The sequence below is a fragment of the Agromyces sp. Marseille-P2726 genome (assembly GCF_902809835.1).
GTDB lineage: Bacteria > Actinomycetota > Actinomycetes > Actinomycetales > Microbacteriaceae > Agromyces.
Map to the genome: position 1 here is coordinate 226,875 of NZ_CADDWM010000014.1, position 19,599 is coordinate 246,473.

Annotated in this window: 22 protein-coding genes; 16 read left to right on the forward strand and 6 right to left on the reverse strand. The window is 70.6% G+C overall.

Features of this window, described 5'->3' with window-relative positions; translation table 11 throughout:
• Nucleotides 1–7: 7 nt before the first annotated feature.
• Nucleotides 8–469 carry an NUDIX domain-containing protein gene (locus tag HUS56_RS10515; RefSeq protein ID WP_173923388.1) on the reverse strand — a complete coding sequence of 154 codons (462 nt, stop codon included), beginning with the start codon at nucleotides 467–469 and terminating at the stop codon, nucleotides 8–10.
• Nucleotides 470–503: 34 nt separating this feature from the next.
• Nucleotides 504–1,514: a BadF/BadG/BcrA/BcrD ATPase family protein gene (locus HUS56_RS10520; RefSeq protein WP_254431401.1), complete on the reverse strand. Its 1,011-nt coding sequence runs from the start codon at nucleotides 1,512–1,514 to the stop codon at nucleotides 504–506.
• A gap of 148 nt (nucleotides 1,515–1,662) precedes the next feature.
• On the opposite strand from HUS56_RS10520, the gene HUS56_RS10525 reads away from it, so the two are divergent.
• The 10 genes from HUS56_RS10525 (at nucleotide 1,663) to HUS56_RS10570 (ending at nucleotide 11,381) form a co-directional block, all read left to right on the forward strand.
• The gene (locus tag HUS56_RS10525; RefSeq protein ID WP_173923389.1) at nucleotides 1,663–2,952 is read left to right on the forward strand and encodes a sugar ABC transporter substrate-binding protein; all 1,290 of its coding nucleotides are present in this window, start codon (nucleotides 1,663–1,665) and stop codon (nucleotides 2,950–2,952) included.
• Between the two features lie 4 nt (nucleotides 2,953–2,956).
• Entirely contained in the window at nucleotides 2,957–3,928 is a 972-nt protein-coding gene (locus HUS56_RS10530; RefSeq protein WP_217423998.1) for a carbohydrate ABC transporter permease, read from the forward strand.
• The gene (locus HUS56_RS10535; protein ID WP_254431402.1) at nucleotides 3,925–4,752 is read left to right on the forward strand and encodes a carbohydrate ABC transporter permease; all 828 of its coding nucleotides are present in this window, start codon (nucleotides 3,925–3,927) and stop codon (nucleotides 4,750–4,752) included. The genes HUS56_RS10530 and HUS56_RS10535 overlap by 4 nt, the downstream gene beginning before the upstream one ends.
• On the forward strand, nucleotides 4,749–6,395 hold the full coding sequence (locus HUS56_RS10540; RefSeq protein ID WP_173923390.1) for a glycoside hydrolase family 3 protein: 1,647 nt from the start codon (nucleotides 4,749–4,751) through the stop codon (nucleotides 6,393–6,395). The genes HUS56_RS10535 and HUS56_RS10540 overlap by 4 nt, the downstream gene beginning before the upstream one ends.
• A complete protein-coding gene (locus tag HUS56_RS10545) occupies nucleotides 6,392–7,657 on the forward strand; it encodes an anhydro-N-acetylmuramic acid kinase (RefSeq protein ID WP_173923391.1) in 1,266 nt (421 codons plus the stop codon). Before HUS56_RS10540 ends, HUS56_RS10545 begins: the two co-directional genes overlap by 4 nt.
• Nucleotides 7,654–8,682 carry an N-acetylmuramic acid 6-phosphate etherase gene (murQ, locus tag HUS56_RS10550; protein ID WP_173923392.1) on the forward strand — a complete coding sequence of 343 codons (1,029 nt, stop codon included), beginning with the start codon at nucleotides 7,654–7,656 and terminating at the stop codon, nucleotides 8,680–8,682. The genes HUS56_RS10545 and murQ overlap by 4 nt, the downstream gene beginning before the upstream one ends.
• Nucleotides 8,672–9,556 carry a MurR/RpiR family transcriptional regulator gene (locus tag HUS56_RS10555; protein WP_173923766.1) on the forward strand — a complete coding sequence of 295 codons (885 nt, stop codon included), beginning with the start codon at nucleotides 8,672–8,674 and terminating at the stop codon, nucleotides 9,554–9,556. Before murQ ends, HUS56_RS10555 begins: the two co-directional genes overlap by 11 nt.
• An 82-nt stretch (nucleotides 9,557–9,638) precedes the next feature.
• Nucleotides 9,639–9,872: a hypothetical protein gene (locus HUS56_RS10560; RefSeq protein WP_173923393.1), complete on the forward strand. Its 234-nt coding sequence runs from the start codon at nucleotides 9,639–9,641 to the stop codon at nucleotides 9,870–9,872.
• A gap of 79 nt (nucleotides 9,873–9,951) precedes the next feature.
• Nucleotides 9,952–10,548, forward strand: coding sequence for a hypothetical protein (locus HUS56_RS10565; RefSeq protein WP_173923394.1), 597 nt, complete (start codon nucleotides 9,952–9,954; stop codon nucleotides 10,546–10,548).
• A 353-nt stretch (nucleotides 10,549–10,901) separates the two neighbouring features.
• Nucleotides 10,902–11,381, forward strand: coding sequence for a hypothetical protein (locus tag HUS56_RS10570; RefSeq protein WP_173923395.1), 480 nt, complete (start codon nucleotides 10,902–10,904; stop codon nucleotides 11,379–11,381).
• Nucleotides 11,382–11,544: 163 nt separating this feature from the next.
• On the opposite strand, the gene HUS56_RS10575 is transcribed toward HUS56_RS10570, so the two are convergent.
• Together HUS56_RS10575 and HUS56_RS10580 are read right to left on the reverse strand one after the other, a co-directional pair.
• The gene (locus HUS56_RS10575; protein ID WP_173923396.1) at nucleotides 11,545–11,838 is read right to left on the reverse strand and encodes a DUF1905 domain-containing protein; all 294 of its coding nucleotides are present in this window, start codon (nucleotides 11,836–11,838) and stop codon (nucleotides 11,545–11,547) included.
• Between the two features lie 171 nt (nucleotides 11,839–12,009).
• The gene (locus HUS56_RS10580; RefSeq protein ID WP_173923397.1) at nucleotides 12,010–13,149 is read right to left on the reverse strand and encodes a YbdK family carboxylate-amine ligase; all 1,140 of its coding nucleotides are present in this window, start codon (nucleotides 13,147–13,149) and stop codon (nucleotides 12,010–12,012) included.
• A 209-nt stretch (nucleotides 13,150–13,358) separates the two neighbouring features.
• Between HUS56_RS10580 and HUS56_RS10585 the strand changes: the two genes are divergently transcribed.
• Together HUS56_RS10585 and HUS56_RS10590 are read left to right on the forward strand one after the other, a co-directional pair.
• Complete coding sequence (locus tag HUS56_RS10585; RefSeq protein ID WP_173923398.1) at nucleotides 13,359–13,733, forward strand: YciI family protein; 375 nt, start codon at nucleotides 13,359–13,361, stop codon at nucleotides 13,731–13,733.
• 13 nt (nucleotides 13,734–13,746) lie between these two features.
• On the forward strand, nucleotides 13,747–15,006 hold the full coding sequence (locus HUS56_RS10590; protein ID WP_254431403.1) for an RNA polymerase sigma factor: 1,260 nt from the start codon (nucleotides 13,747–13,749) through the stop codon (nucleotides 15,004–15,006).
• A 67-nt stretch (nucleotides 15,007–15,073) separates the two neighbouring features.
• Here the strand turns inward: HUS56_RS10590 and HUS56_RS10595 are convergent, their stop codons facing one another.
• Together HUS56_RS10595 and HUS56_RS10600 are read right to left on the reverse strand one after the other, a co-directional pair.
• Nucleotides 15,074–15,889, reverse strand: coding sequence for a sulfite exporter TauE/SafE family protein (locus tag HUS56_RS10595; RefSeq protein ID WP_173923399.1), 816 nt, complete (start codon nucleotides 15,887–15,889; stop codon nucleotides 15,074–15,076).
• A 55-nt stretch (nucleotides 15,890–15,944) separates the two neighbouring features.
• Nucleotides 15,945–16,490: a VanZ family protein gene (locus HUS56_RS10600; RefSeq protein ID WP_173923400.1), complete on the reverse strand. Its 546-nt coding sequence runs from the start codon at nucleotides 16,488–16,490 to the stop codon at nucleotides 15,945–15,947.
• A 377-nt stretch (nucleotides 16,491–16,867) separates the two neighbouring features.
• Here HUS56_RS10600 and HUS56_RS10605 point away from each other — a divergent pair, with 377 nt between their 5' ends.
• The 4 genes from HUS56_RS10605 (at nucleotide 16,868) to HUS56_RS10620 (ending at nucleotide 19,463) form a co-directional block, all read left to right on the forward strand.
• Complete coding sequence (locus HUS56_RS10605) at nucleotides 16,868–17,071, forward strand: cold-shock protein (RefSeq protein WP_173923401.1); 204 nt, start codon at nucleotides 16,868–16,870, stop codon at nucleotides 17,069–17,071.
• A 183-nt stretch (nucleotides 17,072–17,254) separates the two neighbouring features.
• The gene (locus HUS56_RS10610) at nucleotides 17,255–17,914 is read left to right on the forward strand and encodes a UdgX family uracil-DNA binding protein (protein WP_173923402.1); all 660 of its coding nucleotides are present in this window, start codon (nucleotides 17,255–17,257) and stop codon (nucleotides 17,912–17,914) included.
• Nucleotides 17,915–18,012: 98 nt separating this feature from the next.
• Nucleotides 18,013–19,149, forward strand: a complete 1,137-nt coding sequence (locus HUS56_RS10615) for an acyl-CoA desaturase (protein WP_173923768.1) — start codon at nucleotides 18,013–18,015, stop codon at nucleotides 19,147–19,149.
• A 107-nt stretch (nucleotides 19,150–19,256) separates the two neighbouring features.
• Nucleotides 19,257–19,463, forward strand: a complete 207-nt coding sequence (locus HUS56_RS10620; RefSeq protein WP_173923403.1) for a cold-shock protein — start codon at nucleotides 19,257–19,259, stop codon at nucleotides 19,461–19,463.
• Nucleotides 19,464–19,599 lie beyond the last annotated feature (136 nt).

A 19,599-nucleotide genomic window follows, 5' to 3' on the forward strand; every position in this document is an offset into this window, starting at 1 on the left:
GGGATGATCACGCGCCGGCGACGAATCGCTCGAGCGCATCGAGGGCCGGACGCTGGCCCTTCACGAGCCGTTCGCGAGCGACGTCGAGCCGGAACCACGCCGCCGCATCGAACTCGGGGAACGACTGCCGACGCCCCGACCTCGGCGGCCACTCGATCTCGAACAGGTTGCTGTCGATCTCGCTCGCGTCGAAGTCGGACTCGCCCGCGAACACCGCCACGACCTTGCCCGACGCGTACCTGAACGCGCCGAGCTCGATGTACGGCACGTCGGGTGCGGGTCGGCCCAGCTCCTCCTCGAACTCGCGCAGCGCCGCGACGAGCGGATCCTCGTCGGTGTACGTGCCCTTCGGGATGGACCACGCGGCCACCTCCTTGCCACGCCAGAACGGCCCGCCCATGTGCCCGAGCAGCACCTCGAGCGCGCCGTCGCGCCGGAAGAGCAGGACGCCCGCACTCGTCTCCGCCATGTGGAAACGCTAGCGCCGACCCGCCGGCTGCGGCTCATCGCATCCAGACGAACGGCGGATGCCCCGCCACGACCTCTCGCGACACGACGAGCCCGGCGAGCCGCACGGCGCCGTCGAGCGGGCTGCCCGCCGGCGCGACCAACTCGGCGTGCGGCGCGAGCCGGGCGAACTCCCGCTCGAACGCAGCGGCGAACACGCCACCCGCCGAGAAGACGCCTCCCGTCCCGGCCGCCAGCGGCGGGATCCCGGGGTCGAGGGCGGCGGCGAGGGTGGCGGCGACCCCGGCGCCCGCCCGTCGCATGATGTCGGATGCCACGGGGTCGTCCGAATCCGCGAGCCCGGCGACATCCGCCGCGAACTCCGCGAGCAGCGCGGCCCGGTCGGGCCGGCCGAGCAGCTGCCCGGGCCACGACGGCGCGGAGCCGAACCGTTCGACCGCCGCCGCGAGGAGTGCCGCGGCATCCGTCGTCACGCCGTCGTGGGTGCGGATGGCGGCCTTCAGGCCCTCGATGCCGATCCACGCGCCCGAGCCGCGGTCGTCGAAGAGGTGGCCCCATCCGCCGACGCGCTTCCATCGCTCGCCGAGGTCGGTGCCGATCGCGATCGCGCCAGTGCCGACGGCGACGACGGCACCGCCGCGTCCGCCGAGCGCGCCGAGATGCGCCGTCACGGCATCCACGGCCAGAGCGACGGATGCCCCGCCGGCGGCGGCCGCGAGGCGCTCGAGCCCCGCGACCGGATCGGAGACGAGAGATGCCAGCCCGGTGGCACCGACGCCGACCGCCGCGATCGCGGCATCCGGCCGCTCGAGACGCACCGCCTCGATGAGCGACGCGGCGACGTCGAGCACCGTCGAGCCGCCGGAGTCGACGCTGACGCGTGCGCCGTCGAAGCGTTGCCGCTCGTCGGGGGAGGTCGTCGTGAACCGTTCGAGCGCCGCGCGGGACCCGGTTCCGCCCACGTCGATGCCGAGAATCCAGCCCGATGACGTATCGTGCCTCGTCGGGTCGACCGCCGACGGGCCGGGGTTCGGGGCGGTGCTCACGACGAGAGCCTACGCGGGTCGCGTCGGCCCGTATTCGAGTGTTCGGAAGTTTGTTGCAAAAAAGAAATCGTTGACGAATACTACTTCCAGAGTCACATTCCCCGGCGCCGTCGTGCGCCATCGAGCGATGTTCAACGAGGAGACATCCATGAAGAAGCGATTGCTGCCCATCGCCGTGCTCGCCACGGCCGCACTGGGACTCACCGCGTGCGCCGGCGGTTCGAACAACGAGAGTGGCGATGTCAGCGCCGAGGGCGAGACCCTGAACGTCTGGATCATGGACGGGACGAACCCCGACTCCGAGGCCTTCTTCGACGAGGTCGGTGCGGCCTTCACCGAGGAGACCGGCGCGGAGCTCAACGTCGAGTTCGTGCAGTGGGCGGATGCCCACGACCGCTTCGTCACGTCGATCGCGGGCGGCACGACTCCCGACGTGGCCGAGACCGGCACGACCTGGACCGCCGAGTTCGCCGACGCGGGCGCGCTCGCACCGATCGGCGACTTCGTCGACGACGATGAGCTCGCCGACGACCTCGTCGACGGGCTCGTGGAGTCGGGCACCTACGACAGGGAGCTCTACGGCATGCCCTGGTACGCGGGCGTTCGGTCGCTCGTGTACCGCTCCGACATCTTCGACGAGCTCGGTCTCGCCGCGCCGACCAGCTGGGACGAGATCGTCGCGGCGGGCGAGGCGATCAAGGCCGCGCACCCCGAGATGATGGCCTTCGCGGTTCCGGGTGACGCCGAGTTCCTGGTCTACCCGTGGGTCTGGGGAGCCGGCGGCGAGGTGTCCGAGCAGGACGGCGACGCCTGGAAGTCGGGCCTCGCGAGCTCGGAGTCGCAGGAGGGCGTGCAGTTCTACACCGACCTCGCCCTGAAGCACGGCTTCTCCTCGGCCGGTGCCACGACGTGGAAGGAGACCGACGTCCTCGACAACTTCGCACAGGGCAACATCGCGATGGCGCTCATGGGCTCGTGGACCCCGTCGGCGATCGTCGAGAAGAACGCCGAACTCGAGGGCAAGTTCGCCGCGGCACCGATCCCCGGCAAGGACGGCGGGATCGCGCCGTCGGTGCTCGGCGGCTCCCACCTCTCGATGTTCGAGACCGCGGAGAACAAGGAGCTCGCGTGGGAGTTCATCAAGCTCATGACGACCGGCGAGTTCGCCGAGCAGTGGGGTCAGCAGACCGGGTACTTCCCGGGCCAGCAGTCCCTGCTCGCCGAGACGATGGAGTCGGATGACCCGCTCGTCACGCCGTTCGCCACGCAGATGGTCGACGGTGGCGGTGCCGTGCCGGTGACGCCGAAGTTCGGGGCCGTGCAGGCGAAGAAGACGACGAACACTGCCATCCAGGCGATCCTCTCCGGGCAGAAGACGGTCGAACAGGCCATGACGGATGCCGCGGCGGAGATGGACGAGATCATGAACGGCAACTGAGTTCGTGACCTCGACGATCCAGGCACCGCAGGTCGCGCGGGGGGCGGAGTCCCCCCGCGCGGCCGGCGGGCCCGTGCAGCGGCGGAATCCGCTCGTGCGCTCGCGACCGTGGCTGCTGCTGGCACCCGCGCTCGCCGTGCTCGCGGTGCTGCTGCTCTGGCCGCTCGTGCGCGTCTTCCTGTTCTCGCTGCAGGACTACGGCCTGCGCGAGATCGTGTCGGGCGAGCCGAACTGGATCGGCTTCGACAACTATGTCGAGGTCTTCACCGACCCCACCCTGTGGACCGTCGTCCTGCCGAACACCGCGGGCTTCGCGGCGCTCGCCGTGGCGGGCACCGTCGCCCTCGGCACCGCGGTCGCCGTGCTCATGGCGTCGCTCGGAACGTTCTGGCGCACGATCGTCGGCAGCGCGATCATGGTGGCATGGGCCATGCCGGCGGTCACCGGCACGTACGTCTGGGTGTGGATCTTCGATGCCGACCGGGGCATCTTCAACGAGACCCTCCAGGCGCTCGGGCTCCAGGACGAGCCCGTCAACTGGTTCACGAACCGATACACGTTCTACGCGATCGTGCTGCTGAACGTCATCCACCACGGCTTCCCGTTCGTGGCCATCACCATCCTCGCGGGCCTGCTCGGCGTGCCGAAGGAGATGCTCGAGGCCGCCGAGATGGACGGGGCCGGCGCCTGGCGCCGCTTCTGGCGCATCATCGTGCCCAACCTGAAGCAGGTGTTCACCGTGGTGATCATCCTGTCGACCATCTGGGACTTCAAGGTCTTCGCGCAGGTCTACCTGATGCCGGGCGGCGCGGGCTCGAACCGCGAGGCGCTGAACCTCGGCGTCTGGTCGTACGTCGAGTCCTTCGGCCAGAACCGCTACGGCTTCGGCTCGGCGATCGCCGTGCTCCTGACCGTGCTGCTGCTCATCATCACTGTCATCTACGTGCGCACCATGCTGAAGGAGGAGGAGCTGTGAACCGCAAGACGCGCTTCGCGGCGCTGAAGGCCGTGCTCGTCGCGCTGCTGCTCGCGTTCACGCTCTTCCCCGCGTTCTGGATGCTCTCCAGTGCGTTCGACGCCAAGGCGGGCGCGGGCGGCCAGACCCTCGTGCCGCGCGAGTTCACGTTCGACAACTTCACCTACGTGCTCACCGAGGGCGGCTTCGACGTCTTCCTCCGCAACTCCGCCATCGTCGCGGTGGTGACCGTGCTCGCCAGCGCGGTGCTCGCCCTGCTCGCCTCGGTCGCCGTCGCCCGCTTCCGGTTCACGTTCCGCACGTCGGTGCTGCTCATGATCCTCATCGTGCAGATGGTGCCGCTCGAGGCGCTCGTGATCCCCCTCTTCGTGCAGGTGCGCGACCTCGGCATGCTGAACACGCTGCTCGGCCTCATGGTGGTCTACGTCGCGCTGTCGCTGCCGTTCGGCATCTGGATGCTCCGGGGCTTCGTCGCCGCGGTCCCGATCGAGCTCGAGGAGGCGGCGTACATCGACGGCGCCAGCTGGGGCCGGATGTTCCGGTCGGTGCTGCTGCCCCTCGTGATGCCCGGCCTCGTCGCGACATCCGTCTTCTCGTTCATCACCGCCTGGAACGAGTTCATCTTCGCGATGACCCTGCTCGGCGGGGCGTCCGAGAACTACACCGTCGCCATCGGGCTCAAGCAGTTCTTCGGCGAGCACACCAATGAGTGGGGTTACATCATGGCCGCCTCCACGATCATCACGATTCCCGTCATGATCTTCTTCGTCGTCGTGCAGCGGCGGCTCTCGGCGGGTCTCGTCGCGGGAGCGGTGAAGGGATGAGCGCCGCCGACGACCCCACGCTGCGCGCGCTCGTGGGCGGCGTGCTCTGGCCCGGGTACCTCGGGCACGACGTGCCCGACTGGCTGCGTCGAGAGATCGGCGACGGCGGCCTCGCGGGCGCGGTGATGTTCTCGCAGAACCTCCCCGCCGGCGGTCGAGGAGCGCCCGGCGAAGCCGATGCCTCTGCTGGTCGAGGAGCGCCCGGCGAAGCCGATGCCTCTGCTGGTCGAGGAGCGCCCGGCGAAGCCGGACGCGTCTCGAGACCCGCGTTCCGCAACCTCCGCGACGACGTGCTCGTCGGCATCGACGAGGAGGGCGGCAACGTCACGCGACTCGAGGCGTCCACCGGCTCCACCCTGCCCGGAGCGGCCCAGCTCGGCTTCGTCGACGACACGGATGCCACGACCGCCGTCGGCCGCGAACTCGCGCGGCGTTCGCTCGCCGTCGGCGCGAACGTCGTGCTCGCTCCCGTCGCCGACGTGAACACCGATCCGCGCAACCCGGTGATCGGCGTCCGCGCGTTCGGCGACACCGCCGAGCTCGTCTCGCGGCACGTCGTGGCGGCCGTCCGCGGCATCCAATCGGCGGGCGCCGCGGCCTGCGTGAAGCACTTCCCCGGTCACGGCGACACGCACCTCGACTCGCACCTCGCGCTGCCGACCCTGCCGATCGACGCCGACGAGATCGAGCGGATGCACCTGCCGCCCTTCCAGGCGGCGATCGAGGCCGGTGTCGCGGCGATCATGACCGGCCACCTCGTGGTGCCCGAGTGGGGAGCTGCGCCCGCGACGTTGAACTCCGCGGTCCTCGCGCGGCTGCGGGGGATGGGCTTCGAGGGCGTCATCGTCTCCGACGCGCTCGACATGGCGGCGATCCGCGAGACCGTCGGCGCCGGCCCCGGAGCCGTGCAGGCCCTCCTCGCCGGCGCCGACCTGCTCTGCGTGGGCAATCCGCTGAACCTGGGCGACGCGGCAGCGCCCGACCAGGACGAACGCGACTTCCACGAGGTGCAGGCGGCCATCCTCGCGGCGCTCGACGACGGAACCCTTCCCGTCTCGGTGCTCGAGGCTGCCGCGGCCCGCGTACGGATCCTGGGTGGCTCGCTCGCCGGCGGCGGCCTCGACGGCGGGGCTGCGTGGGGCGATGACGAGCCCGGGCCGTTCGATGCGGCATCCGTCGCGCGTGCCGCCATCAGCATCGACGGCGACGTCGCTGCCGCACCTGGCCCGCGCATCGTGCTCGACCTTCGCGGCCGGCCGTCGATGGCGGTCGAGGGCGACACCGACCACGTCGCCCGTGCGCTCGCAGCCGGCGGCCGAACGGTGCGTGTGGATGTCGGCGCGATGACCGAAGTTGAACGAACTCGCGCGCTCGAGGAGGCGCTGGCGTTCCGCGCGCGGCGGCCTGTCGTCGTGCTCGTCGACGCCGTCGGGGTCGAAGGCGCCCAGGTCGATGCCGTCGCGCGGATCGCCGGCACCCGGCCCGACGCGGTGGTCGTCAACGTCGGCATGCCGAGCGGGCCGCTCGCGCTCCCCGCCATGCACCTGCGTGCCGGCAGCCGCCTCGCGGGGGAGGCCGCCGACGCCCAGCTCGCCGGCTCGCACGCCGACGCCGCGGCCACCGCGGGAAGCGCGAGCGCATGATCGTCTGCTCCCTGCAGTCGGGCACCTCCGCCGATGGCATCGACGTCGCGGTCGTCGACATCGCGCCCGTCGAGCAGCCGCGAAACGGCGGTTCCGATGCCGAATCGGCAGACCTGTCCATGCGGGTGCTCGACACCGACACCGTGCCGTGGTCACCCGAACTGCGTGAGCGCATCCTCCGCGCCGCTGAGGGCCGGCCGTTCACCGCGGGCGAGTTCTGCCGGCTCGACACCGACCTCGGCCAGGCGTTCGCCGAGGTCGCCGCGAGCTCGGTCGACGCCGTCGCATCGATGCCCGACCTCGTCGTGTCGCACGGCCAGACCCTCTTCCACTGGGTCGACGGGGGTCGGGCTCGGGGAACCCTGCAGCTCGGCGAGCCCGCGTGGATCGCTGAGCGCATCGGCGTTCCCGTGCTCTCGCACCTGCGCGCCGCCGACATCGCCGCCGGCGGTGAGGGGGCCCCGCTCATGGCGGTGTTCGACCGTGCCTGGCTCGGGGCCGAGGCCGCCGCGACAGGGCGTGCGCTCGCGACCGTGAACATCGGGGGCATCGCCAACGTGCAGGTGGTGCATCCCGACGGCGAGGTGACCGCCTTCGACAGCGGGCCCGGGAACGGGCTCGTCGACGCGGTGGTCGCGCGGCACACCGACGGTCGCATGGCCTTCGACGACGGCGGTCGCCTCGCGGCGTCGGGTCGCGTCGACGGCGGGCTCCTCGACGAGCTGCTGCGGCATCCGTACCTCGCGGCATCGCCGCCGAAGTCGACCGGTCGTGAGACGTTCGACGTCGGTGTCGTCGATCGCGCGGTCGCGGCATCCCGAACCGAAGCCATCGCCTTCGAGGACCTCGTCGCCACCCTCACCGAATTCACCGCCCGCACGATCGCCGAGGCGCTGCCCGCGGACGACGACGCGCCCCGATCGCTCGTCTGCTCGGGTGGCGGCGCCCTGAACCCCGAGCTGCTCGCCCGGCTCCGCGCGCACGCGGCCGATCGTGGCATCGCCGTCGAGTCGAGCGCCCGGCGCGGCATCGACCCGCTGTTCAAGGAGTCGCTGATGTTCGCGCTCCTCGGCTTCCTCAGCTGGCACGGCGTGCCCGCGCGGCTCTCGAGCGGCGGCCCGGGCGAACCGCGCGTGGCCGGGCGGTTCACGAGCGGTCGGATGCCGCTGCAGCTTCCGCCGCCGCTCGTCGGCGTCGCATCCGTCACCGTCGAAGGCACCGACCGCACTGTCGGCACAGAACGAGGGGGACCACCGCAATGAACCACACCGCACCGCACGAGTCGCTCCGCGATGTGCTCGGCGGACTCGCCACGGAGGGCGTGAACGAGACGCACCGCGACTTCGACCTGCTCGACACCGAGGCGCAGCTCGCCGCCATGCATGAGGAGAGCGCGCAGGCCGTGGCCGCGGTGACCGACGCGAGTCCCCAGGTGGCCGTGGCCGTCGACGCGATCGTGCCGCGGCTTCGCGCGGGCGGCCGGCTCGTCTACCTCGGCGCCGGAACGGCGGGCCGCATGGGCGTGCTCGACGCGAGCGAGATCCCGCCGACGTTCGGCACGGATCCGTCGCTCGTGGTCGGCCTCATCGCCGGCGGAGACGTCGCGCTTCGCACTGCCGTCGAGGACGCCGAGGACGACGCGGCGCTGGGGGCGGCCGACCTCGAGTCGATCGGGCTCACCGCCGCCGATGCGGTCGTCGGCGTCTCGGCGTCGGGCCGCACCCCGTATGTCGTGGGCGCGCTCGAATACGCGCGCGGCCTCGGAGCGCTCACCGTCGGACTCTCGTGCAACGCCGGTTCGCGCATCGGTGAGCTGGCGGATGTCGCGATCGAGACGGTGGTGGGCCCCGAGATCGTCGCGGGCTCGACCCGGCTGAAGGGCGGCACTGCGCAGAAGCTCGTGCTCAACGCGATCTCGACGATCGCGATGGTGCGCCTCGGCAAGGTGCACGGCAACCTCATGGTCGACGTGCAGGCGACGAACGCGAAGCTGCGGGCTCGCGCGGAACGCATCGTCATGCTTGCGACGGGGATCGACGCGGCCGCGGCATCCGCTGCCCTCGAATCGGTCGGCGGATCGGTGAAGGCGGCGATCCTCGTGACCCTTACTGGGGTGACGCCCGATGAGGCGATCGCTCGCCTCGCGGCGCACGATGGGGTGTTGCGTGATGCGCTCGCGAGCGCCCCTTCCGCCGACGTCGTCGTGGGGGCGCTCGAGGGATCGCCGCGCGCAGGGAGTGGCCCACGAACCGGTTCACGAGAGGAGACGGGTGGCGATGGCGCTTGACGTGCTCTCGACCGTGCGGCAGGCCCTGCCGCGGCTGAGCTCGTCGGAGGCGCGGGTGGCCGAGGCGATCATCTCCGACCCGACGATCGTCGTCGACCTGACGATCACCGATCTCGCGCAGCGCTGCGGCACGTCGCTGTCGACGGTGGCGCGGTTCTGCCAGACGCTCGGGTACACGGGATACCGCGAGTTCCGAATGGAGGTCGCGAGCGCGCTGAGCCGCGAGGCCGCCGAGCGCGACCGGTTCGGGCTGGCCGATTCGGATATCAGCCCGGACGACTCGGGCGCCGAGGTCATCGCGAAGATCGCGTTTCACGAGGTGCTCGCGATCGAGCAGACCGCGCAGGGCCTCGACGTCGCGGTGCTCGACCAGGTCGTGGACGCGATCTCGGCCGCCGGCCACGTCGACGTCTACGGGTTCGGTGCGAGCGGCCTCACCGCGCAGGACCTGCAGCAGAAGCTCGCCCGCATCGGCATCTCGGCGTTCTGTTCCGTCGACGTGCACCTCGCGCTCGTCTCGGCGGCGTTGCGCGGAACGGGGGATGTGGCGATCGGCATCTCGCACTCGGGACTCACGAGCGAGACGATCCACGCGCTGAGCACCGCTCGCGACGCGGGTGCCACGACGGTGGCCCTCACCAACTCGGCGGAGTCGCCCATCACCGAGGTCGCCGACATCGTGCTCACGACCCAGGCCCGCGAGTCGACCTACCGCATGGGCGCCATGTCGAGCCGGATCGCACAGCTTGCCGTCGTCGACTTCCTGTTCGTGCGCGTGGCGCAGGGCCGCCACGACCAGGTCGCCGACCCCCTTCGGCGCACCTTCGAGGTGACGGCGAAGCACCGCGTGAACGGGCGTCGGCGACGGGACTGAGCGCGCGTTCCGCGTCTTCGGGATCGCCTCGCACGCGCGTGTGCGACCGCCGATGTCGGCGGCGCGGCGTACCGTGGGCGCCATGAACAACCCGGTGCACCCGCAGCCCCACGTCGAACGCGATGTGCTCGATGAGCAGTGCCCGCGCTGCGACTCGACCGCCGTGCGGCTGGTCGTGACCGCACTCTGGGTGGAGCCCGATCTCGATTCGTCGACGGATGCCGCGGCCGAGCCCTTCCCGGTCGACGACCCGCTCTTCGACTGCCGCGAGTGCGGCTTCGAGTGGGGCGAACTCGTGCGCGGCCTCATGCGCTGACGGGGCTCGGCTGCCGGTCGGCTCCCGGCTGTGGATAACGCGGCCCGTCGCTCGCGCGTGCTCCTCTAGGCTCGTCGGCATGCCGCCGCGCTCCCGTCCCCGTCCTTCGGCGCTCGCGCGCCGGGGCGCGGCGGCCGCGGCCGCGACGACGGCGCTCGTCGCGGTGCTGCTCAGCGGATGCGCCGGAGCGCCCGAACCGAGCCCCACCCCGACCGCCGCTGCCCCTTCGGTCGAGCCCATCTTCGCGTCCGACGAGGAGGCGCTCGCAGCGGCCATCGAGGCGTACGAGGCTTTCGAGTCAGCATCTCAGTCAATCGCTTCGCAAGCCGGGGAAGGTGCCGAACGAATCGCAGATTTTGCGACTCCGTCGCTTGTTCCGCAATTACTGGACGAGTTCGCCCAGTATCGAGAGCTCGGTATCCGGGCGGAGGGAGCAGCGGTTCTCGACTCCTTCTCGCTCGCCCAGGCCAGCGACGATGGGTCTGAAACACGTGTGACCGTCTACGTCTGCCGGGACGTGACTTCAGTGAGGATACTGGACGACTCGGGCGCCGATGTTACCCCGCCCGACCGCGACAATCGCACTCCCCTTACAGCGTCGCTGGTCGCACTGGCCGGTACGACGAAGCTGTTGGTCGATGAGGTAAGCCTGTGGCCCGGCGACGACTTCTGCTGACTACTGGGACCACGCTGGGCGTGATCGCAGCGGTCCTCACCGGCGTAGCCCCAGCCAGCGCCTGTAACCCGGCAGTCGGGTACATCGGCTGTCCCCGAGATGTGGACGGGTCGACGAACGGTGAGGAGGCCATTCTTGAGGGCATAGCCCGTCATGAGGACCAATCTCAGAGCGAACGCGAGTCCGACATCGAGCAGGATGTCGGCTCAAGCGAAGGTGCGGAGACTGGCCACCCCCAGGCGCCGCCACCGCCACCGCCACCCCCGCCGTCGAACTGCAGTCCCCTGAACCTCGCGATCTGCGCCGGGAATCCGACCCCACCGCCGACCGAAGACCCCGCCGCACCCGTCGTCGTGAGGTTGCGCGACATCGCGTCGTTCCGTCCGGCCGCGCCGGTGAACGACATGGAGCCCGGCGGCTGGGCGGTGCAGGGGCTGCCGGCGAACTTCGTGGCTGCGGCATCCGTTCAGGTGGTTTCGGGCACGCTGCTCGGGCAACCGGCCGACGTGCGGTTCACGCCGGTCGGGTACCGCTGGATTCACAGCGACGGCGGACTCGTCGTGAACGGCGGGCCGGGTGCCACATGGGCCGCGCTCGGTCAGGCCGAGTTCACCGACACTCCCACGAGCCACACGTATGCCGCGGCGGGTGAATTCGCCGTCGAGCTCGAGGTTGTGCTCAGCGCCGAGTACCGATTCGCCGGGTCCGCCTGGCGACCCATCGCCGGAACGCTCGCGATTTCAAGCGGTCCGCAACGCGTGCTCGTGGGGCAGTTCGACACCGTGCTCACGAACGGCGACTGCATCGCGAATCCGGCCGGACCGGGGTGCTGACCGCCGGATCGCCTCCGAGCCGCCGGCTGCGGGTGGCCTTCCTCATCCGGCGATTGCGGTGCCGAAGTGCCGAAGTGCCGAAGTGCCGGAGACACCAGATCGGAACCATCCTCCGCGAGCTCGAGACGGGCGATCGGCTGATGCCCCCGCCACCGCCGTCAGCTCACATGTCGAGCACTTCGAGCGCCACCTCGACGTCATCGCCGTCACCGATTCCCTCCGCGGTCCGCACGGCCTTCTTCACCGGCAGCACGTAGCAGCCGAGCTTGGAATCGGGGAAGACTGAGGTCGACCACGTCGTTCCGCCAACGGTCGCGCGCACACGCACCGAGCCGAAGCCGCGCGGCACGCGCGGAATCCCCCGGATGTCCTCAGACGGACCTTCGGGCACGGTGACGAAGAACCACCCGTCCTGCGCGCTCCACTGCCAGAGCGGTGCGGTGAAGCGGAATCGCATGTCCGCATGGTACCCGCGACCTCCGCGGGGTCCCGGGGGCGGTGCAGTCACCGAACGCCGACGCAGAGCGCAGGCGCGAACTGCGCAAAACGCATGAGCATCCGCACGATGGGGCCGCACAGCGGGCCATGACCCGGATTCTCATGCGTTCCCGAGGCGGGAGGCCCCCCGCTATAGGATCGACGTCAACGGCTCGCTGCTGCTGCCCTGATCGGCCACGAATCCCGACTCGAGCAGTCGACGGACGCCCGCGATGCCCGCCTCTTCGAACGCCGCCCGCTGATGTTCGGCGCCGGTGCCCGAGAGCACCAATCGCCGCGCGACCTCCGTCACCACCTCCAGGTCGCCCGTGTCCTCCAGCTCGTCGGCGAGCAATCGCACGCATCCCGCGAGCACATCGGCCGACGGGGCCATCCTGCGTGTCAGGGGATCGAGCACGCGCTGCCGCATCCCGTACCGAGCCGAGTGCAGGACTGCCGACGAGAGCAGCTCCGTCGGGGCATCCGCAGACTCGAGCGCCGCCACCCTCGCGGCCGACGGGCGCTCGAGCGCGTGCGTCACGAGCGCTCGGCAGAGTGCCGCCACGGCGAGCGACGTCTCAGCGTCGAGCTGGGCATCACCGATGCGGAACTCGATGGTCGGCAGGTGCTCCGACAGCCGCAGGTCCCACGCGACCAGCGCCCGGTCCGACGTGCCGCCGATGCCGATCAGGCGTGAGACCCGGTGCTGGTAATCGTCGGCGTCCACGAACGCCGGCGGCGCGCCCGCCGTGGTCCATCGGCGCAGGAGCACGGTGCGCCAGCTGTCGTAGCCGGTGTCCTGGCCGCGCCACAGCGGCGAGTTCGCGGTCATGGCCTTCAGCAGGGGAATCCACGGCCGTGCGGCGTTCAGCGCGATGACGCCGCTCTCGCGATCGGCCACGCCGATGTGCACGTGGAGCCCGTTCAGCTGGTGGTCGGCGATGCCGCCCGCCATATCGAGAACGATGCGACGGTAACGCTCGAGCTCCGTGATCGACGGGAATGGGGGCGCCTGAGGCGAGGTACCCACGCTGCCCGCGAGGACCCCGAGCTCGGCAGCATGGGCCGCGATGGTGCGCCGGAATCCGAGCAGCGCCGAACGCGCGACATCCAGCGACTCGAACACCGCTGAGGCGTGCTCCACCTGCGACGCCATGAACTCGCGGTGCGTCACGTCGTGCCACTCGAGCGACGCCGACAGCCGCCGGAACACCTCCTCGCCGACGTCGGCGGGCGCGAGCGTGTCGGGAACGAGGAACTGGAACTCCTCTTCGATGCCGAACGTCCTCATACCCACCTCCGCGGGCCGGATGCCCTACGCGAACTCTCGCCACGCGCGCACCGCGCTGTCAACCCCAAGACCCGGCCGACGCCATAACGGTACGCACCGATGCTTCGGATCAGTCGAGAATCGTGAATCAGCCTCGACATACTGATGGGAGCGCGACGAGCCTCCCGACGAAGGAATGAGACGAACACAGGATCCAAGGAGCGATTCCCATGAAGTACTTCATCCAGATCTACAGCAACCCGTCGTCGCGACAGGCGTGGGAGAGCTTCAGCGCCGACGAGCAGGCGGCGGGATACGACTACTACCAGCGCATCTCCGATGAGCTCGCCGCGAGCGGGGAGCTCATCGCCGACGAGGCCCTCGCCGATGTCTCGCTCGCGAAGCACGTCACCCGCACCGCCGACGGGGTGACCGTGGGCGACGGCCCCTTCGCCGAGACGAAGGAGCTGCTCGCCGGCTTCTACCTCGTCGACTGCGAGTCCGAGGCGCGCGCCATCGAGATCGCCGGTCGCTTCCCCGAGGCCGAGTACGGTCTCATCGAGGTGCGCCCCGTGCTCGAGATGTCCGGCGGGAGCGATCTGTGAGGCGCATCCGACCGTGAACCACGCCGCGGAGGACGCCGCCATCGACGCCGTCCGAGCCCTGCGAGACGCCGCTCCTTCGGCGCTCGCGGTGCTCGTGCGCCGGTACGGCGACTTCGCGGCGTGCGAGGACGCCATGCAGGAGGCGCTGCTCGCGGCATCCGACCAATGGCTCCGAGACGGCATCCCCGACAACCCGCGAGCCTGGCTCGTGCGAGTCGCCTCGCGGCGGTACATCGACGAGGTCCGATCGGATGCCGCCCGCCGCCGCCGCGAGTCGGTCGCCGCCGAGCTCGAGCCCCCGCCCGCGCCCGTCCCGTCACGCGACGACACGCTCGCGCTGTTCCTGCTGTGCTGCCACCCGGCCCTCTCCCAACCGGCACAGGTCGCCCTGACCCTGCGGGCCGTCGGCGGGCTCACGACCGCCGAGATCGCACGCGGCCTGCTCGTGCCCGAGGCGACGGTCGCGCAGCGGATCTCGCGGGCCAAGGCCCGCATCCGCGCCAGTGGAGAGAGATTCCGGATGCCCCGAGCCGACGAGGTCGACGCCCGCCTCACCGCACTCCGCGACGTGCTCTACCTCATCTTCACCGAGGGGCACACGGCGAGCTCCGGCGAGGCGCTCGCCCGCGTGGACCTGTCCACGGAGGCGATCCGGCTCACGAGGCAGCTGCACGCCGCCGGACCCGACCCCTCAGGCGAGACCACCGGCCTGCTCGCCCTGATGCTGCTCACCGACGCCCGCCGCGCTGCACGAACCGACTCGACCGGCGCCCTCGTCCCGCTCGACGAGCAGGACCGCGCCCTGTGGGACCGCGCCATGATCGACGAGGGCGTCGCGCTCGTGACCCAGGTGCTCGACCGTGCCCCCATCGGGCCGTATCAGGTGCAGGCGGCGATCGCCGCCGTGCACGACGAGGCCGCGTCGACCGCCGACACCGACTGGCTCGAGATCCTCACCCTCTACAAGCTGCTCGGTCATCTGGCGCCCGGCCCCATGGTGACGCTGGGTCGCATCGTCGCGCTCGCCATGGTCGAGGGCCCCGAGGCCGGCCTCTCGGCGCTCGACCTCGAGGAGATGCGGTCCGACGTCGAGGCGGACGCGCCGCTCACCGAGCACCACCGCACCTGGGCCGTGCGCGCGCACCTGCTCGAGCGGGCGGGGCGAACGGATGCCGCCTCGCTCGCGTTCGCCGAGGCGGGACGCCGCACCCTGAACGGGCCCGAGCAGCGCTATCTCGCCGGCAAGGCCGAGGCGCTCCGAAGCATCCGCTGACCGTCGCCCCGTCGCCGCGCCGCTCCCGGGTCTTCGTAACGGCCGCCCGGCCCGGTGTGGCCGGGTCTCAGTCGTCGCGCCGCCCCTTCTTCTGCAGCCGGATCGCGCGGATCGTGAGCTGGGTCGCGGCGACCACGATGAGGGCGGCGAACAGCCATGCCGACCATTCGGGCGAGAGCACGAAGGCGATCGCGACGCCGCCGAACGACGCGATCGTCGCCGCGACGCCGACCACGAGTGCCGCGCGAACGTCGACGATGCCGGCGCGCGCGTTGACCACGGTGCCGCTGACGGCCGTCGGGATCATGACCAGGAGCGACGTGCCCTTGGCCACCAGGTCGCCCATGCCGAACAGGGCGATGAACGCGGGCACCATGATGACGCCGCCGCCGATGCCGAAGAGCCCCGAGGCGATCCCGATCACCACTCCGAGGGCGACCATGCCGGCGATCGTCGCGGCGTCCAGCTCGGCGAGTCCGCCGCCTCGCACCGGCGTCACGACCACCAGGCGCACCGCGACGGCGACGAGCAGTGCGATGAACAACCAGCGAAGCCAGTCGAGCGAGAGCGTGCGGAGCAGCCACGCGCCCACCCACGAGCCGACGACGGCTCCGACGGCGACGAAGAGGGCGGCGAGCAGGTCGATCTCGCCGTTGACGAGGTACGTCACCGATCCTGCGACGGCCGCCGGCACGATCGCCGCGAGCGATGTCGATGAGGCGCGTCGCTGGTCGAGGCCGGCGAAGGTGATGAGCAGCGGCACCATCAGGATGCCGCCGCCCACGCCGAACGCTCCCGAGAAGAGCCCGCCGGCTGCGCCGACGATCGCCAACCGCACCCGCGACGGACCCGCGGGGGAGGCGGGAGCGGTGGGGGAGGTCACCCGAACACTGTAGCGGCGGCCGAGCACTCGCCCCGAAGGCTGCGGCGCGGCAGCGTCAGGCGGCGTGTCCGTCGCCGACCGAGGCGGATCGCCCGGAGCTCGCGCCCACCGGCTCGGGGTGGGCGCGGTCGTCGTCGGCGGGCGGTGGGGCGACGATCGGCGTCGGCGCCGTCACGGGGATCGCGGCGACCGCACCCGACCGGCGCACCATCCGCGCCGCCATCACGAGCAGCACGCCGAAGACGGCGCCGGTCGTGTTCATCACCAGGTCGCGAGGATCTGAGATGCGGTCATCGAGCGGCGCCTGCACGAGCTCGATCACCGCGGTGAAGGCGAATCCGGCGAGCAGGGCCAGGGGCCATCGCCGACGGCGGATGAGCAACGCCGCGAGCATCCCGACGGGCAGGAACAGCGCCACGTTGAACGCCATCTCCGCGAGATATCCGGTCGTCCACGTGACCGAGTCGGTCCACGCCTGGGGGTTCAGGATGCCGCCGGCGACCTGGTGCCCGCTCGTCCGCCACGGCGCCGGCCCGAGGGTCACCCACAGCACGAGGGCGGCATAGGCGAGGGCGACGAATCGCAGGGGGCGGCGGTTCATCCCTCGATTCTGCTCCCGATTCCTACGAGTGGGCTGGCATCTTGCCGCATGTTCGCTTCCCGCGTCGCGGGCAGCGCAGCCGAGGCGATCCATCGGCGCACGTCACGATCCGCTCTCGACCTTCAGAACGCCGGCGGGAACCGATAGGGTAGATCCCACGATTCCTCCATCAGGCGGGCAACTGCCCGCGCCTCCATCCTGATTGCCCGGAGGCGGACCGATCCGCGTGGCATGACCCGATACGAGACGGCGGCTGCCGCAGCGCACACCCGCCCCTCGCCCCCTCGCTTCGGCGGCACCGTGTCGCCGAGGCTGCGATCGACCGTCGATCGCTTCGGGTCCGCAGTAAGCGGCCCATTGATTAGAAGGACAGCAGTATGGCAACCGGAACCGTCAAGTGGTTCAACGCCGAAAAGGGCTTCGGCTTCATCGCTCCCGACGACGGCTCGGCCGACGTCTTCGCGCACTTCAGCGCCATCACGGGCAGCGGGTACCGCTCGCTCGACGAGGGCCAGAAGGTCGAGTTCGAGGTCGCGCAGGGCCCCAAGGGTCTGCAGGCCGAGAACATCCGCAGCATCTGAGCTTCGGATTCTCCACTCGAACGCCCCCACAGTCTCGGCTGGCGGGGGCGTTCGTCACATATCGTCACACCAGGCGGCTGATGACGATGATGCGCACCCGTTCAGTGTGCACCCCAGGCCGGGCTGGCCCGAGCGCTTGGCAACCCCCTTCCGACGAAGGGGGCGCCGGCGTAGCGTCGCGCCATGGCGGGTGACGTGGAACGTCCCGGCGCCGAGCAGTGGGTGCCGAGCGGAGCCGGCCTCGACGAGCTCCGCGCCGCGGCGCCCGACTGCCGGGGCTGCGAGCTGTGGCAGGACGCGACCCACGTCGTGTTCTCGAAGGGTCGGGAGGACGCGCGCCTCATGCTCGTGGGCGAGCAGCCGGGCGACCGCGAGGACCTCGAGGGTGAGCCATTCGTGGGCCCGGCCGGTCGGGTGCTGGCCGATGCCATCGACGCCGCGGGTATCCCACGCCGGCAGGTCTACGTGACGAACGCCGTGAAGCACTTCAGGTTCGAACGCCGCGGCAAGCGTCGCATCCACCAGAAGCCATCGGTCGGGCACATCGTCGCGTGCCGGCCGTGGCTGGAGGCCGAATTCGACGTGGTGAACCCCGACGTCGTCGTTGCGCTGGGGGCGACCGCGGCGCGGTCGGTGCTCGGGCGCACGGTGCGCATCGGCGAGGTGCGCGGTCGAGTGCTTCCGCCGGATGCCGCGGGCGCGGCATCCGCACTGCCGGCGCCGGTGCTCGTGACGACGCATCCGTCGGCCCTCCTCCGCATCGACGACGCGGCCAAGCGCCGCGAGGCGTTCGACGCGCTCGTCGCCGACCTGCGTACTGCTGCGGATGCCGCGGCGAGCTGAGGTCGCTGCCGCTTCGCCGGCCGAATCGTGTGCGTCACAGGCGCCTCGCATCGGGGTCGCGTAGGGTGAGGGTATCTGCAGCGGGCGCCTTGCCCGCGATCCCCGGCTGGGAAGTCGACGACCCAGCTTGGACGTGCACCATCTCTCACGCCGAAACCCTCGGTGCGATTCGGGCGACGAAGCCCCGTACCGGCTCTGCCGACATCACCCGCAGCTACACCGCGCTCTCACGCGTCGTTCGCGAGTCGGGGCTCCTGAACCGGACGCGATGGTTCTACCTCGCGCTCGTCTCGCTGCTCGCACTGGCGCTTGGCGGTGCGATCACGGGGTTCGTCCTGCTGGGCGACTCGTGGTTCCAACTGCTCATCGCCGGTGCGCTGGGACTCATCTTCACGCAGTTCGCCTTCCTCGCCCATGAGGCATCGCACCGCCAGGTGCTCGAGTCGGGCCCGGCGAACGACCGTGTCGGACGCCTCCTCGCGGCGGGCGTCGTGGGCATCAGCTACTCGTGGTGGATGACGAAGCACACCCGCCATCACGCGAACCCGAACAAGCTCGGCAAGGACCCCGACATCGAGTTCGACACCATCTCCTTCGTCGAGTCGGATGCCGCGAAGCAGCGCGCCCTCATGGCGCTCATCACTCGCAACCAGGGCTGGCTGTTCTTCCCGCTGCTGACCCTGGAAGGACTCAACCTGCACTTCCGATCGATCCGCACGCTGTTCGAGCGGGGCCCGGTGAAGGGACGGTGGATCGAGCTCAGCCTCATCGCGACGCGTTTCGCCGTGTACCTCGGCGCGATCTTCTGGGTGCTGCCGCTCGGCATGGCGTTCGCGTTCATCGGCGTGCAGCTCGCCGTGTTCGGCATCTACATGGGCGCCTCGTTCGCTCCGAACCACAAGGGAATGCCGATCATCCCCGCCGACGCGAAGCTCGACTTCTTCTCGAAGCAGGTGCTGACGTCACGCAACATCTCGGGCGGATTCTGGGCGAGCGCGCTCTTCGGCGGGCTCAACTACCAGGTCGAGCACCACCTGTTCCCGAACATGCCGCGGCCGCACCTCGCGAAGACGCGCGAGATCGTTCGCGAGTACTGCGCCACGCTCGACGTGCCCTACACCGAGACGACGCTGATGAACTCGTACGGCATCGTGGTCCGCTACCTCAACCGCGTCGGCCTCGCCGCGCGCGACCCGTTCGACTGCCCGATGGTGAACCAGTTCCGTCGGGTCTGATCGACCACGCACTTCCGGCGGCGGACGTCGCCGTCGGAACCCCGCACGGCCCCGAGTCGTGCACGTCGCAGCCGTTCAGCGGCTCGGCTCTACAGAAGGAAATGAATATGGCAACCGGAACCGTCAAGTGGTTCAACGCCGACAAGGGCTTCGGCTTCATCGCCCCGGATGACGGCACTGCCGACGTCTTCGCGCATTTCAGCGCGATCGCGTCGGGCGGATACCGCTCACTCGAGGAGGACCAGAAGGTCGAATTCGACACCGCCCGCGGCCCCAAGGGCCTGCAGGCCGAGAACATCACCGTCATCGGCTGAGTCCTCGACTCCACCGCGACGAGCGGATGCCGCACCCCGGCGCCTCCCAGAGGTGCACGGCGCGGCATCCGCTCGCTTCGGGATCGACTACTGGCCCAGCTGCCGGAGAACGAGAACTGGCTCTCGGCGGAGCTGT

What these genes read in the sequence shown, in the direction of transcription:
- HUS56_RS10585 (WP_173923398.1), top strand. Translation starts at nt 13,359, where the DNA reads ATGAAGTACTTCATCCAGATCTACAGCAACCCGTCGTCGCGACAGGCG.
- HUS56_RS10565 (WP_173923394.1), top strand. Translation starts at nt 9,952, where the DNA reads ATGCCGCCGCGCTCCCGTCCCCGTCCTTCGGCGCTCGCGCGCCGGGGC.
- HUS56_RS10600 (WP_173923400.1), bottom strand. Translation starts at nt 16,490, where the DNA reads ATGAACCGCCGCCCCCTGCGATTCGTCGCCCTCGCCTATGCCGCCCTC.
- HUS56_RS10580 (WP_173923397.1), bottom strand. Translation starts at nt 13,149, where the DNA reads ATGAGGACGTTCGGCATCGAAGAGGAGTTCCAGTTCCTCGTTCCCGAC.
- HUS56_RS10545 (WP_173923391.1), top strand. Translation starts at nt 6,392, where the DNA reads ATGATCGTCTGCTCCCTGCAGTCGGGCACCTCCGCCGATGGCATCGAC.
- HUS56_RS10620 (WP_173923403.1), top strand. Translation starts at nt 19,257, where the DNA reads ATGGCAACCGGAACCGTCAAGTGGTTCAACGCCGACAAGGGCTTCGGC.
- HUS56_RS10515 (WP_173923388.1), bottom strand. Translation starts at nt 469, where the DNA reads ATGGCGGAGACGAGTGCGGGCGTCCTGCTCTTCCGGCGCGACGGCGCG.
- murQ (WP_173923392.1), top strand. Translation starts at nt 7,654, where the DNA reads ATGAACCACACCGCACCGCACGAGTCGCTCCGCGATGTGCTCGGCGGA.
- HUS56_RS10555 (WP_173923766.1), top strand. Translation starts at nt 8,672, where the DNA reads ATGGCGCTTGACGTGCTCTCGACCGTGCGGCAGGCCCTGCCGCGGCTG.
- HUS56_RS10540 (WP_173923390.1), top strand. Translation starts at nt 4,749, where the DNA reads ATGAGCGCCGCCGACGACCCCACGCTGCGCGCGCTCGTGGGCGGCGTG.
- HUS56_RS10575 (WP_173923396.1), bottom strand. Translation starts at nt 11,838, where the DNA reads ATGCGATTCCGCTTCACCGCACCGCTCTGGCAGTGGAGCGCGCAGGAC.
- HUS56_RS10610 (WP_173923402.1), top strand. Translation starts at nt 17,255, where the DNA reads ATGGCGGGTGACGTGGAACGTCCCGGCGCCGAGCAGTGGGTGCCGAGC.
- HUS56_RS10560 (WP_173923393.1), top strand. Translation starts at nt 9,639, where the DNA reads ATGAACAACCCGGTGCACCCGCAGCCCCACGTCGAACGCGATGTGCTC.
- HUS56_RS10605 (WP_173923401.1), top strand. Translation starts at nt 16,868, where the DNA reads ATGGCAACCGGAACCGTCAAGTGGTTCAACGCCGAAAAGGGCTTCGGC.
- HUS56_RS10525 (WP_173923389.1), top strand. Translation starts at nt 1,663, where the DNA reads ATGAAGAAGCGATTGCTGCCCATCGCCGTGCTCGCCACGGCCGCACTG.